Origin of the sequence: Caulobacter soli, assembly GCF_011045195.1 — a bacterium.
Classification (GTDB): domain Bacteria; phylum Pseudomonadota; class Alphaproteobacteria; order Caulobacterales; family Caulobacteraceae; genus Caulobacter; species Caulobacter soli.
Genome location: NZ_CP049199.1, coordinates 935,904 through 949,172, shown reverse-complemented (window position 1 = coordinate 949,172; position 13,269 = coordinate 935,904). Strand labels below are relative to the sequence as shown.

At 56.6% G+C, this 13,269-nt stretch carries 12 protein-coding genes; 6 read left to right on the top strand and 6 right to left on the bottom strand.

Annotation, left to right across the window (positions count from 1 at the left end; all coding sequences use genetic code 11):
• Positions 1-127 precede the first annotated feature (127 nt).
• The 3 genes from G3M62_RS04700 to G3M62_RS04690 are packed head-to-tail and all read right to left on the bottom strand — an operon-like array spanning position 128 to position 2,000.
• Positions 128-571: a hypothetical protein gene (locus tag G3M62_RS04700; RefSeq protein WP_165185114.1), complete on the bottom strand. Its 444-nt coding sequence runs from the start codon at positions 569-571 to the stop codon at positions 128-130.
• Positions 571-1,713: an N-acetylmuramoyl-L-alanine amidase family protein gene (locus tag G3M62_RS04695; RefSeq protein ID WP_165185112.1), complete on the bottom strand. Its 1,143-nt coding sequence runs from the start codon at positions 1,711-1,713 to the stop codon at positions 571-573. The genes G3M62_RS04700 and G3M62_RS04695 overlap by 1 nt, the downstream gene beginning before the upstream one ends.
• The gene (locus G3M62_RS04690; RefSeq protein ID WP_165185111.1) at positions 1,710-2,000 is read right to left on the bottom strand and encodes a hypothetical protein; all 291 of its coding nucleotides are present in this window, start codon (positions 1,998-2,000) and stop codon (positions 1,710-1,712) included. Before G3M62_RS04690 ends, G3M62_RS04695 begins: the two co-directional genes overlap by 4 nt.
• A gap of 816 nt (positions 2,001-2,816) precedes the next feature.
• Between G3M62_RS04690 and mobC the strand changes: the two genes are divergently transcribed.
• From mobC to G3M62_RS04675, 3 genes are all read left to right on the top strand, one after another.
• The gene (gene mobC / locus G3M62_RS04685; RefSeq protein WP_205691944.1) at positions 2,817-3,155 is read left to right on the top strand and encodes a plasmid mobilization relaxosome protein MobC; all 339 of its coding nucleotides are present in this window, start codon (positions 2,817-2,819) and stop codon (positions 3,153-3,155) included.
• Positions 3,152-4,480 (top strand): relaxase/mobilization nuclease domain-containing protein, encoded by a 1,329-nt coding sequence (locus G3M62_RS04680; protein ID WP_165185108.1) that lies wholly within the window; start codon positions 3,152-3,154, stop codon positions 4,478-4,480. Before mobC ends, G3M62_RS04680 begins: the two co-directional genes overlap by 4 nt.
• Positions 4,481-4,597: 117 nt before the next feature.
• The gene (locus G3M62_RS04675) at positions 4,598-6,151 is read left to right on the top strand and encodes a hypothetical protein (RefSeq protein WP_165185106.1); all 1,554 of its coding nucleotides are present in this window, start codon (positions 4,598-4,600) and stop codon (positions 6,149-6,151) included.
• A gap of 181 nt (positions 6,152-6,332) precedes the next feature.
• Here G3M62_RS04675 and G3M62_RS04670 read toward each other — a convergent pair whose 3' ends face one another.
• A complete protein-coding gene (locus G3M62_RS04670) occupies positions 6,333-6,653 on the bottom strand; it encodes a hypothetical protein (protein WP_165185105.1) in 321 nt (106 codons plus the stop codon).
• Between the two features lie 251 nt (positions 6,654-6,904).
• On the opposite strand from G3M62_RS04670, the gene G3M62_RS04665 reads away from it, so the two are divergent.
• Positions 6,905-7,567 (top strand): hypothetical protein, encoded by a 663-nt coding sequence (locus tag G3M62_RS04665; protein ID WP_165185103.1) that lies wholly within the window; start codon positions 6,905-6,907, stop codon positions 7,565-7,567.
• Between the two features lie 88 nt (positions 7,568-7,655).
• On the opposite strand, the gene G3M62_RS04660 is transcribed toward G3M62_RS04665, so the two are convergent.
• Positions 7,656-9,467 (bottom strand): hypothetical protein, encoded by a 1,812-nt coding sequence (locus G3M62_RS04660; protein ID WP_165185102.1) that lies wholly within the window; start codon positions 9,465-9,467, stop codon positions 7,656-7,658.
• Positions 9,468-9,653: 186 nt separating this feature from the next.
• On the opposite strand from G3M62_RS04660, the gene G3M62_RS04655 reads away from it, so the two are divergent.
• On the top strand, positions 9,654-10,094 hold the full coding sequence (locus tag G3M62_RS04655) for a Ros/MucR family transcriptional regulator (RefSeq protein WP_165191189.1): 441 nt from the start codon (positions 9,654-9,656) through the stop codon (positions 10,092-10,094).
• 360 nt (positions 10,095-10,454) lie between these two features.
• The gene (locus G3M62_RS04650) at positions 10,455-10,799 is read left to right on the top strand and encodes a recombinase family protein (RefSeq protein ID WP_165185100.1); all 345 of its coding nucleotides are present in this window, start codon (positions 10,455-10,457) and stop codon (positions 10,797-10,799) included.
• Between the two features lie 119 nt (positions 10,800-10,918).
• Here the strand turns inward: G3M62_RS04650 and G3M62_RS04645 are convergent, their stop codons facing one another.
• Complete coding sequence (locus G3M62_RS04645; protein ID WP_165185099.1) at positions 10,919-12,880, bottom strand: P-loop domain-containing protein; 1,962 nt, start codon at positions 12,878-12,880, stop codon at positions 10,919-10,921.
• Positions 12,881-13,269: the final 389 nt, after the last annotated feature.

Here is a 13,269-nt window from a genome sequence, read left to right as displayed (position 1 = left end):
TAGGATCGAAATCGGGTGTGGCCAAGGCGCCACATTCGCGCCATTTCGTCGGAAGACCGACGGAACGCCCCCGGAACCGGAACTTGGACCAGGGCGAGAAACCCCGTCAAATCAAGGCCCGCCGCGATCACGACGGCCCGACGCCGCCTGAGAGGCCAAGGGCGAGCAAGGTCGAAACAGAGTCCTCCTCCTTCGCGCTGGCCACGACAACCGGCGCCGGACCCGGCGTCCCCGCGCTTGAAGCCGCGCGCGCCAGATCGGCCTTGGCGGCGCTGTCGCAGGCGCGTTGCTCCAGCGCGACCGTGGGCCGTCCGTACTCGCCCTGGATCTCGGCCCCTGGCGCCGGCGTCTCGATGAACGCCGCGGCCTGGACCTGGGACAACGCGGTCTGCGTAATCCGGGCGAGGGCCGGCCGCAGGGCGGCGACCGCCGCGACCCGGCCAGCGCCGGAATATTCACGATACAGAGCATCGCGGCGCTCGGGCCCGTAGAACACGCCCAATTGGAAACTAAGGGCGAGCGTGGCGACCGCGCCCGCGATCAACATGACCTTGCCGGAGAAGAGAGACATTATCGGCTCCTGACGATGGCGACGTCGCGGGACGCGAAATCGCGGGGGGCTGCGAAGTAGTCGTCGACGGCCAGGCGCGCGGCCGTCGCCATCTGCGCGATCCTTCGCGGATCGGCGAGGCGGTCTTCGTCCAGGCGATTGGTCATGAAGCCCATTTCGAGCAGGACCGACGGGATCTGGGGTGACAGCAACACCATGAAGCCGGCCTCCCGGTGGCTGCGCGCCACCAGCGGCCCGACCGCGCCCAGGCGGTCCAGCAAGCCGGCGGCGAAACGGGCCGAACAGTTGCGGGCGAAGCGCTGTCCCAGGTCCACCAGCATGGCGTCGACGTCGTTGTCGTCCTGACGCGGCGCGGCGGTCCGCAGGAAGCTGGCGCGCCGGGAAACGCCGCGCGCCGCCCGCGCCGTGCCGCTGTCCGACAGCGTGTAGGCCGAAGCCCCGCAGACATTGCAGTTCGGCGAGGAGTCGGCGTGCAGGGACAGGAACAGATCAGGCTGGGCCGCCTGGGCGATGACCAGACGGTCGCTCAGGGCGACGAAGGTGTCGTCCTCCCGGGTCAGGACCACGCGATAGGCGCCCGACTGGCGCAGCCCGGCCGCCAGCACGAGGGCGGCGGCGAGGGTGAGATCCTTCTCTCTATGCGAGAAACCCAGCGCGCCGGTGTCGTGGCCCCCATGGCCCGCGTCGATGACGATCAGCGGTCGCGGCGACTTTCGCGACGCGACGAGGTCGATCACATAGCGATAGCCGGGGGCCCCCTCGGTTGGCGGCAGCGAAAAGCGCGCCTTGATTTCGGCCGGTCCGCTCAGGGCCAGGCGCAGCCTGGGACGATCGCGAAACCCCTTCGGGTCCGAGTCGAAATCCCATTGCGAGACCAGGCCGCGTCCGGCGCCGGTCATCTCGACCTTGGCCACCGCGCCGAACGACAGGTCCAGGACCAGACCGTCGACGACTTCCGCCGAGACTTCCTGAAGCGGCATGTCGGATTCGAGCACGACCCGGGTGCGCGACATGTCGTCGCCCAATCTGATCCGCGTCACCGCGGGAAGCAGCGGTCGCGCGGCCGCGCTTGCGGCGCGGCCCATCGCCAGGACCGCCAGGCTCGCACCCAGCAGGCGGCGGCGCGAGGCCGGGGCGGTCACCCGCGCACCAGCGACGGCCGCAGAAGCGCCAGATCCAGGCGCGGCGTGGGCAGACAAGGCTCCAACGCCGCTTGCAACGGCAAGGCGCCGTCCAGCGGCGGGACGGGAACCAGCGAGTCGACCACCTCGACCCTCAGCCCGCTCTTCAGTCGGGCCGGGATCCCCGCCACGACGGCGGTGGCGAGGGTTCGGGGATGCGCCACGGCGAAAGCGCCATAGCCGTCCAGGATCAGCCCAAGGCCCAGCGCCGCCAGGCAAAAGGCGCACAATCGGAAGACATGAGTCACGGCTCAGCTCCTTGGAGACACGCTCCGGACAGGAATTGGCGTCCGTGACCTCGGGCCGCGCCGTAACAGGCGCGCCAGATCGCGACCCGGCGAAAGCCAGGGTTGCGACGACTAGATTAAAGGAGATCGCGAGCACGCCTTGGCGCTCGCCAACAACAATCGGATCACCAGCTCAGGGATCCGTAAGCGTTCGCTCTACTATTTCGACGAGCCCCTAAAGAACGCAACCATAAGGCACTCGTTCCTGAGACGCATAAATAAATAAAGCAACTTGAACACAATTCAGATGCAATTGCGCTCAGATCTTCAATGTCAGAAATAAATACAAGCTCTACATCGAAGAACGTGCGCCACAGAAGAGGATCAGCTTGACCTTACGGCCGGGGACGTCTCATCCAATAGTCGTGGAGGACGGACCAAGTCCGCCGCGGACGCATGCGCGCAACCGCAAGCGGAAAGCATCGATTTGAAGGAAGGGAATGGTGGACCTTAGCGGTCCCACATTGAACGAATTGTTCGCCACGCTGGACGATTGGAGCCACGTTCTCGAACACATAACTCATGAGCCTGCGCCCATAGAAACGGTGCCAATTGCGCCTCCCGCCAAGCGCAAGGCTCGGAAGGTGACGCGCCCAAAACCACCCAGCTTTGACATGACCTAGACCCGTAGGGCGGCAGCGATGCCGCCCTTTTTGATTCCGCCACCCACGAACGATCTCGATCCGTCCCCTTCCACCCAAGGGCGCGGGTGCGGTCGCCTATGCCAATTTCACAATGAAGGAACCCAAAGCGATGCCCTCTTCCGCGACTCTCTCCGTGCGTTTGACGCACGAAGAGCGGGCGCGTCTTGAGCGTGACGCCGTGGGAATGGCTCTAGGCGCTTACATTAAATGGCGGGTGTTCAATCCTGACAAACCTCCGCCGCGTGTGCGCGGCAAAGCCCCGGTCAAAGATCATCTGGCACTGACGAAGCTGATGGGCCTTCTCGGTCAATCACGCATCGCCAACAATCTGAACCAACTGGCAAGGGGTGCGAATACCGGAACCCTGCCCGTCACCGAGGAGACGGAAGCCGCCCTGCTGGAAGCCGTGCGCGATGTCGCCGAACTTCGCCGCCTGTTGATCGCCGCTCTCGGTCTGGGAGATGAGCTATGATCCTTCAGGCATCGAAAAGGGGCGGAGGAACTGAACTAGGGCGTCATCTCACCAACCAGCGCGACAACGAGCATGTGGAAGTCCACGAGGTGCGCGGCTTCATGTCGGAAACCGTCATGGGAGCCATGAAGGAAGTCCAAGCCATGTCGCTTGGGACCAAGTGCCGCCAGTACCTGTTTTCGCTGTCCTTAAGCCCGCCACAGGCCGAAAGCGTCCGCGCCGAAGTTTTCGAAACGGCGATTGACCAGATTGAAGAGCGGTTGGGCCTGACAGGACAGCCGCGAATGGTGGTCTTCCACGAAAAGGAAGGCCGTCGTCACGCGCATTGTGTCTGGTCGCGGATTGACGCCAACACCATGACGGCGCGGGATCTGCCGTTCTTCAAAATGAAGCTGCGCGATGTTTCCAAACAGCTCTACCTCGAAAACGGCTGGCAAATGCCGCGCGGGTTCGTGGATTCCAAGCTGCGCGATCCGCGCAATTTTTCCCTCGCCGAGTATCAGCAAGCCTCCCGCGCCGGACTCGACGCCAAGGCGGTGAAAGCCACGGTTCAGGAGTGCTGGGCCGTATCGGCGGATTCACAGGCGTTTGGCAAAGAGCTTGAGACCCGTGGCCTGTTTCTCGCCAAGGGCGACAGGCGCGGCCATGTGATCATGACGCATGAAGGCGAAGTTTTCGCCCTGTCGCGCATGGTGGACAAGAAGGCCAAGGAAGTTGTCGCCAAGCTCGGTGAACCTGACAGCCTGCGCTCGGTTGATGAGACACGTCAGCACATCGTGCAAACGATGACGCCGCGCCTGCAAAGCCATATCCGCGAAGCCAAACGGATTGCCGCCAACCAGATGAAACCGCTGCTGGAGAAACGGCAGGACCTCCAGACGCGTCACGCCCAAGAACGTGAAAAGCTGGATGAGGGGCAGCGCCGCCGTCATCAGACCGAAACCCGTGAACGCGCCATGCGGATCGCGAAAGGGTTTCGGGGTCTGTGGGATCGGATCTCCGGCGAACATGCCAAGATCAAAAAGCAAAACGAGGTCGAGGCATTTTTCGGCCTGCAACGGGACCGGGATCAACGCCATGCCCTTATCGAGGCGCAGATGGTGGAACGCCGGACACTTCAAGCCGACATCGTTGAAGCCAGACACCGCCATGCCCGGCAAGTGCTGCTTCTCTACAAGGATGCCGCCCAATACCGCGACATGCAGCGCGTGGAATCCGAACCATCGCGGGAATTCAACCGCGCTGCCTCCAATCACACCGAACGCGCCGACCGTGGCCGTGATCCCGCGCCAAGGCCAAAAGGCCGGGGGCTGGAACTCGGGTAACCGCAAAGTACCGCACCAAGCTGCGCCTTGCGCTACAATCTTGGGATTACTAAAGTAACATAGATCAATTCCCCGCTGAAGCACGTCACCCTTTCAGCAGAACAGTGAAGGTGCCCGTTGCCACAAGACAATCTAAAGGAAAAACTTCGGCAGAAAATAAAACACCGGATCTATTTCTACAGACTTCGCCTGCACTGCATCCTTCCGATCATTCCCCATCCCAGCCGCGAGCGGGCGCTGGGACACAGTCGCCGAGATAAGGACGTCGAAAACACTGAAACGCGCCCCCAAGATGGTGAGGAGGCGACTCTTCAATGTGTTTGGGCGGTAGATTTTTATACCCCCAGTTCAATCCCGATGCTGCGAAAGCGGCTTGAGAAGCTGAGCCTCGGCAAGAAGGAGATATTCTCCGACTTCGATCCAACCGAATGGCTCACTGGAATGCGAGAAGCTTCGGGACCAACAGGCTGGGCATCGCTCGGCGCGATCAAACGCCGTGGCGACAAGCGCCATTGGACGCGCGCAAAGGTCGGGCCACTGCCGGATCTTGCCGATCACGCATCACTTTCCCTGCTGCACATCTCGCCGTCCGTCACCGCGTTGATTGTCCGCTTCAACCTTACACAGAAGCGTTCGACGAGATTCATGGACATCCTCAGCAAGGATCATGACCTCCTATTCAAATCCTATGGCAGGGCATACTCAGTCCTCGGACCCGAAGAGCAAAAACGTCAAGCAATAATTCAGGAGAGAAGATCTCTTCGGCTTGAAATAGCTGAATGGTTTAAAGACAACGTGCCCGGCATACTATCCGCTTCCGATCCGAAGCGGCTTCCCATGTGCGAGCTGTTGATGATCGATCACAATCCAGAGCTTCCGCGCTCAAAGATCGATGATATGCTTGAAATCGAGATGAAATTCGAATGGGGACAAAGTACACAATGGCCGGGTGTGGGATTTCTATGGCCGCTCAATCGAGAGCTTCGCGATTCATTCCATGGCGCTCTCGTCGCAGATCGAAAGCCATTATCTGTTCTGGACACCAAAATTTACGGCAGTGACCCCGATAGGTACCCTGATGTCTTCGACAATGAGATGAATGATTTCGTTGTAAAGTGGGGATTGCTTTCGGTTGTTCGGGAGATGGCCGCGCGGCTGAGCCGCTTGCGGGATGCCGAATTGGGCCTCAGACGCCGGAACGCCAGCGCTGCGCTTTCCCTCCTGCGCAAAATGACGTTGGAAAGTGCAGACGTTGCGTCAATGGCGCACGACTTCGCCAGGCTCAATGAAGAAAAACGGCGAAAGGGCGACAATACATTTCTTGTAAAATCCCATCGCGAGGGGGAAGAAGACACAGATCTTGTTCAATGGCTCAACGATACCATCGCGCAACGGGCGCGTGAGCTAGGCCGTCAGGACACCAGCTTGAAAACGCTGGCCATGCAAAGCGGTAACCTGCTCGTCGCGGCCCAGAATCTCAACCTTCAGCGCTGGGTGGGCTGGCTGACGATAGCCGCCGTGGTGTTGGCTGTCGTCTCGGCAATCGATCCAGCTGAGAAGCTTTGGAAGAAGCTCGAACCCGCATTTAAGACCGAGGCAGTTGAGGGCGTGAAGCCAAAGACCACCCCCGTGCCCATCAAACCGCCACCGTCCACGCAGCCACAGAAGTGATCTACGTCCGCTCTTGCTAGTTGGGAATGGGTTCGAATTCGAACCCTTGCCCATCGGCGAGATGGGGGTGCAAACGGAGGGGAGCTTTCGCGGGGACCCGGCTGCAAGGCGCGGGACGCGACTGAAGCTGGGCGGAAAGCTCCCCGAAGTGCGCTGGGGGCAACGCCCCAAGCCTTTCGACCTACGATGATGCTTCAGAGTCTGGTTCGCCCTTTTCGATAGGCGGCCACTCCAGATTCTCCGGCGGGAAGTTTTGCTGCATTTCCCAGACAAACCGCTTCCCGCGATCTTTTATGTAGGCGCTTGAAGGTCCGAAGCCGGGATTGGTCAGGAATTTGCGATACGCCTCAACACCTTCGTGGTTTACGCGATCCCGGAGCAATTCGAAGACGATATTCTCCAAAGTCTCTATGCGTCGATTGAGCCAAGCAATTTGAAATTCCTGAATCTGCTGTGGCGTTGCCGACGCCATAGGCAACATCTTGTCGGGAAACATGCTCATTTACATCTCCAACTATTGTGTAGATCTGAAATTGCACTCTGAACACGGCGACCACGCCACGCCCACGGGGGGGGGGGCGAATCCGAACGCCTTACGCTGCGCACTGAATCAGTCTACGGTGTTCTCCGGTTGTTCCACCAGACCTGTCGCCGGGTCAAAGCGAACCGTCCACACTTCTTCCTGCAACCGCTCCTCTTTGGATGCCGGTGTGTAATCGGCGACCGTCGGCGTTTCAGACAAGGAGCGGCGTCATGGCCGTATTTCGATTGACCCCGGACAATCTCGCTTTCGCGAAGAGCGAGCTACGTAGAAGCCTCCCGAACATTAGGTCATCTCATCTCAGCGAAGCACTTGCTGCCGGGCTGGGCAAACTTACACATGCCGCACTACGGGCACGAATGGCTGACGCGGCCATAGGAGCGGAAGACGTTGTCACCGTGGATGACACGCGTTGGCGTGAACGCCTCGTACAATTGGGTTACGGCGAGCAAGCTACTGACGCGCTGACACAAACTTTGCTTCGCCCAGACCTGCCCGATCCATGCTGGCGAGAATTTTCAAGTCGCGATCGAGGGGCTATCGACGACTGGTTCTACTATTGTGAGAGTCAGAAGATCCCGTACGTTTTCGTCGTGACTGCGCGAAAATATTCGAAACTCGAATGGGATTGCATTTCCGTTCCACCCAGCCACGAAGGGAGGATACGGCACAAAGAAGCCAAGCCTGTTCTGGATTGGCTTTTTAAGACATTTCAAGCTAATGCAAAGATGGCCCCGGGAAACCCAATATTTGAAGGTTCGCCATTTGTAGGCGGAATCGAGCGCCTCCTTCCCGAAACGGCGCGCACGCTTGCAGACAAGTATTTTGCACAACTCTATGAGCTAACGCGCACACCCGTGCGCGACCACGAATAATTTTAGAGGTGATTTTGTGAGCGCTCTCCGGTGGGATCGGGAGCGCTCAAGGAGCTTTCCTCAGTGCTGCACCCCAAGACTTTAGGTATCACTGCGACCTTACCGGCCACATTGCTTTAACGAAACCAAGCTCTTCCTTATAGTATCGTACGGCGGCCTGAATTCGCTTTGCGACCGTTTCACTGTCGGGACGTTTTTCTGCCGCACGTGACGACCAATGCCTCAATCCATCGGTCAAGCTTTCGACGAGTATTTTCTGCATGTCCTGACTCGTTACCCTAAGTCTTTGGGTGTAGACGCCCGTAACCACATATGGGCGGCGCGTCGATTGCCCGTAAACTGCATTCTGCGCCGCCCAAAGTGCATGCGGCAGAAACTTTCCAAAATGCTTGTCTAGGAACTTAGTAGCGATTTCCGCTGCCTCGATGTTTGAAACTGAAAAGAGCGTTCCCACATAAGCTCGCGCACTGGAAAATGAAAACCTTTGACTAAGTTCATGCCAAGATACGCATGAATTATTGATGATTATGGGCGTTCCATTGTTAGCCACCGATTGCGGCAAAGGGACATATATGTTGTCGTTCATTTGTAACGCCGCAGATCCCGCCACGCGGGGTATCGTTTCTTTCAAAATCGGCTTGATCTTATCGCCGTCGCGAGACTCCACAAAATCTCTGATCGCCATGCCAACGTATAGCTTTTGTTCTTTATCGGGATCAGTCCAATCGACGCCGTCCAATTCATGAAACCGCATGAACTCCGTGACCCCGACCCTGTTGGGCTCGTCAGTGGCAGCAATGCCAAGCGCAATATCCACAACCAGTCTACGAGAATGACCTTCTGAATCTATGAATTCATATGTCCAGCGGTATCCGTCGATATCACCGCAATGCGTCGCGAAAACAAGAAGATCGTACGGAAATAGTTCTACCATGTCGCTAACCTCGCGAACGCTGGCATTTCGCCCCCGATAACCGCGAACCATGACCCCGCGATTGGCTAATGTCTTCGCGGAAGCCTCGATTTCTGGGGCAGAAGTCTTTTCCGGATCAACGACAACGGCAAGGTTGATCCCCCGAGTTCCGGGTTGCTCAGCAGCCAAGCCATTGACTACTGATATTCCAAAGTCCGGATAGCTGAAGAGGTGTGTGGACGGCACCGCCGGGAATGCGAAGCCGAATGGCAGATCCCTCGTTACAAAGGTGATCGAGCCTCCATCTGGGATAGGCGGCGATCCAACCAGTTCCCTTAGCCGCTGCTTCAGATATTCGAGCGTCACCGTCGCGGATTGATCCGGGTTCTCCTGAGCACCGTAGAATGTCTCAAGCAAATTTTCGGCTACGTCGCGAGGAACGGGCGGAATGACGCAAAGGCCTGCGCCCAAAGCGAACGCATAGTTTGCCGCGATTACCTCTGAAAGATCTTCGCCTGCTTCAACTACAACGAAATGGCCAGACCTAGATTGAACGGTCTCGATAGGCGACGGCCTGTCCTCAAATATTATATCAGATCCAAAATACAAAGCCTTCAAAAGGCCAACACCTATTCGATCACGTCCCCAGATAACAGGTTCGAGTGTCCGAAATTCGTCTGCGCTAATTGCTTGAGCATCATCGGCGCTCTGAACCACCTGTACTCGGTGCGAAGGAAAGCTTTTACGCATTGCTTCCTCCGCTGCCGCTGAAAGGCCGCAGAGCAGGATTTTTTTGGCCTTTGCCCGGGCGGCCGCGTTGTGCCGTCGCCCGATTTCAGCGTCACGGTCATCACGAGCAAGCCTCGGGCCATCAACAACGGGTAGATAAACGCCCTTCCGCGCCAGTCGGCATGATAACTTGGCCGCCAATTGCGGATCGTCGGCAATGATGGTGGTGGGAGCTATTGCCGGGCATTTCATCGACATTGGGTCATCCGCCTAAGCTCGCTAAATCGTTCGTTGAGATGCGGGGCCTCCACGCCAGATTGTGGCGACCACGACACGCTATCGTCAACTGATGCGCCCGCCTTACCCCCAAAATCTTCGCTCATTTGTGGAGCATGAATATTGGTGCAATACACACGCTTCGATTCCTCTTCAAAGGGCCTGACCATGGCGGAAAATGCCGACACCATCACCCTAACCGTCGAGGTTGTTTCCGCTTTCGTTGGAAACAACACCGTTGCCGTCGCCGATCTTCCAGCGCTCATCAAGGCGACATACGCGGCTCTGTCAGGCATCGGCGCCCCTGAGACGCCGGAGGCTGAGGCTGTGTCCAAGCCGACCGCTGGCCAAATCAGGAAGTCGATCACACCGGATGCGCTCATCAGCTTCGAGGACGGCAAGCCGTACAAAACCCTAAAGCGACACTTGACCACGCACGGCATGACCGTAGCGGAGTACAAGGCGAAATGGGGATTGCCGAACGACTACCCGACGACCGCCCCCGCCTATAGCGAAGCCCGTTCGGCGATGGCTAAAGCGCTCGGCCTTGGTCAAGGCGGCCGAAAGGCAAAGGCTCCGGCGAAAGCCACTCGGGCGAAGAAGGCCTAGTTATAGGCCGTCAGGGAACTTGATGTTCCCTGACCTGGTGGATGCAAACGGCCAAACGTTTGCGCTGGCCTGTCGTGAGATCCATGAACCGTAAGCACGCCCCAACGAGGGCGACGCTGGTAGGAAATGGGTTGAAACGACAGGCCAGATGACTGGGGATGCAACGGGGGCGTAGCGCCCCTTGCCAAGCCGGATGTAACACATCCGACAGCTTGCGGTTCAGGCTATCAACTGGAAACTGGCGACGGCGGCAGCGATTTCCATAGTGGCTGGCACCCAAAACTCGGGGGATACAGCCGAGACTACAGTTGTAAATATTCGGCCGGATTTGGTAGCCTCCCCTCTCAACTAGGAGGATCGATGGCACCACGAAAGATCGGTTACGCACGGATCTCAAACGAGCTTCAATCGCTTGAACCGCAGCTGCGCGCACTGCGCGATGCCGGATTTGATGAGGTATTTTCCGATACGGGGGAAGGATGGCCAGAGCCGTGTCCGGGCCTCATATCGGCGCTAGCGCAACTTCGGGAAGGCGACACCTTTGCAATCCTCGAAGGCGGACGACTAGCGAGAGATGAAGCAGATCTTCTTGACTTGGTATTGGATCTCATCGACCGAAAGATAGAACTTCAGACTCTGAAGTGCCCTGAAGAGGCCGCTGTGCTGAAATTCAAAGCCGCCGAATCTACTTTCACCGAGGGCTGACCAATGGTTTCGCCGGGCTATCAACCTCACCACGTGAGTTGAAGTTCGACGAAAATACCCCCTAAACTACGGCCTAGACACCCTGCGGTCCACTCTACTGGTAGAAATGCTGAGTACCGTCAGCGATACTCTCCAACCAACATGCGAATCCATTGCTCCGTTTCCTCCAATATTCCCTCGATAATCTCATCCTCTTCATACTCGGAAAGAGGGTAAGGAGACCTGTGTTCTGTAAGATGAAAGTCGGCCTCTGCAATTCTCAAAATTTCTTCGGAATAATCACTCTTTCTGGGGGTAAAGATTATCACATTCGATATATCAAATATCGTTAGATCGCAGCCCACCTCTGTTCCCAATATCTCCTTTCTTCTATTATAAAATGAATTGTTGCTCGCCACGATATAGGCGCGATGAAAATCCTTTACCTTCATAAGGTGCTTAGGAAGATTTCGTAATCTATATTCTTCAATTTCCGCAGAAAATTCTCGATCACCGCTAATGTAATCAATTAGCCGTTTTTCCGTATCATCCGCCTCGTGACCTAGGTGATCGCGAAAATGCATTTGCACCATTTGGTGTGAAAATGAAATCTTATCGGGAGCGCCACGCGCGTGAGACTTCTCCACCTTCAACCAGCGCCTTATCTCGTTAGGCAGCTGTTCAAACGCAGATATTTTTCGACCAACCTCCAAAACGTTATCGCAAAATAATCTAGAGATTGGCTCTCTGGCGACAGCCATCAATTCCACGAATTGGTGATACTTTCCCCACGACGGCATTTTCTTTAGAGAAGCCAGCTGCGATTTGGTGTATTCGTCGAAATTGATATGATAGTGGGATGCAAGCCTGTCGGGAAAATTTTCTAAAAATATATAGTCGTCAGCAACGCACGACAAAATTAGTGGATGACCATCGAAAGACCGCGCATATATTTCTGACATTTTCTCCGAATCTGGACCCGGCTTTCCGGATTCAAGAAATCTTTTTTCTACTAATTTATCCGCATCTTCTCGGGACAGTTTCGAAAGAACGAGGTGCGAATTGCCTCCACCCTGCGCGAGCGGGTGCTCCAAAAGCATTTGTAAGTTGTTATCGGCCTCACCATTCTCGCTTCTGGCAGAAATAATAACACAAACGCCATCGCCTAAATTATTAGGGATAAAATTATCGAATAGGCCGTGCGCCTCATCTAATCCGTCTATCCACACAACAACACATTCACCAAATTTCGCATTCTGAGATAGAGCTCCCCAAATTTTATCATTAACCTTAGAGGGCGATCCAACACTAAGATGATAGGATAATTGATGGGCTATAGAACCCAATCCTTCAGACGCCTGCCGCGTCAAAGGTCTCAAGGTGTTATAAAAATGAACCGCCCCTTTGATCTTATCACTACCTAATCTTGATCTGCACCAGTGTGCCGCTAGAGAAGACTTTCCGTAGCCACTTGGAGCGGTTATTAATAGAAATCCTTTATTGTTACCAAGCATACGATCGGAGATGAATTTATCTATTGTTTCGACAACGTCATCTCGCCCGACAAAACTAGTAGCAAGCGATTCCACCAAATTATTCACGTCGCTCTGGATTGAAATCGCCTCAAAGTCACCCTCGGCGCGCGCTGTACCTCCCGGCATAATTTGGTGAGGTAATCCGAGAACTTGATTGTGACCATTCGATTGCCGGGGTGAATACGTTCCTCCCGACGCCACACTTTCCAATTCCGGCGGCGTAAGATCGAATTTTTCGTAGAAGGCGATGGCCGCTTCGCGTTTGCGCTGTCTCTGTGGCGAATCGCCAGCTTTATCCCATAGCCACATCAGGTAAGCAGGGAGGCGCGGAACGCTGTCCCCCTGCGCCATCACTGAGAGGTCGGCATTCAGTTCGAAGCGTGCGTCGCCGTCGTCATCCTGAAATTTGTGACCAATCGCTTCCGCATAAGCTTTCACTTGTCTGACAAGCTGGATCTGATGCTTGCCCCGGACACCGGGATAATTGCTGCGGATCACCGAGGCCAGTTCGCTCCTCGCTTCATCGCCGAGCCGTGCGGCGTGCTGCTGGGCCTGCGAAAAATCCATGGGGCAGACTGAATCCGTTGGCGTCCAACGACTATGGTCGAGCCAGACGGAAATGCTAAGTCGGTTCGACGCTCTTTCCTAGATCGGGAAGCGCTGTGCGGCGGCGGCCATTGATGCAGAACCACGCATACCTGACGGTGTCGGAATCTGGCTGATATTCAATATAGGCCGGACCGTCAGTGCGATGAGCCCGCCCCCGAAGCCACCATTCAAGTTGTTGCACGCTGCCTGTCTTCTCACTCCGCCAAGTAAGGGCAGGGCCGTCTTCGCGATGCTTTAGACCGCCAAAGTACCATTCTTCCAACCAGATATTGCCAGTTTCCCACCTTCTACTTATTTTTGCTGGACCATCCTCACGGTGGAATTTTCCCAACAACTTCCAAGACTCT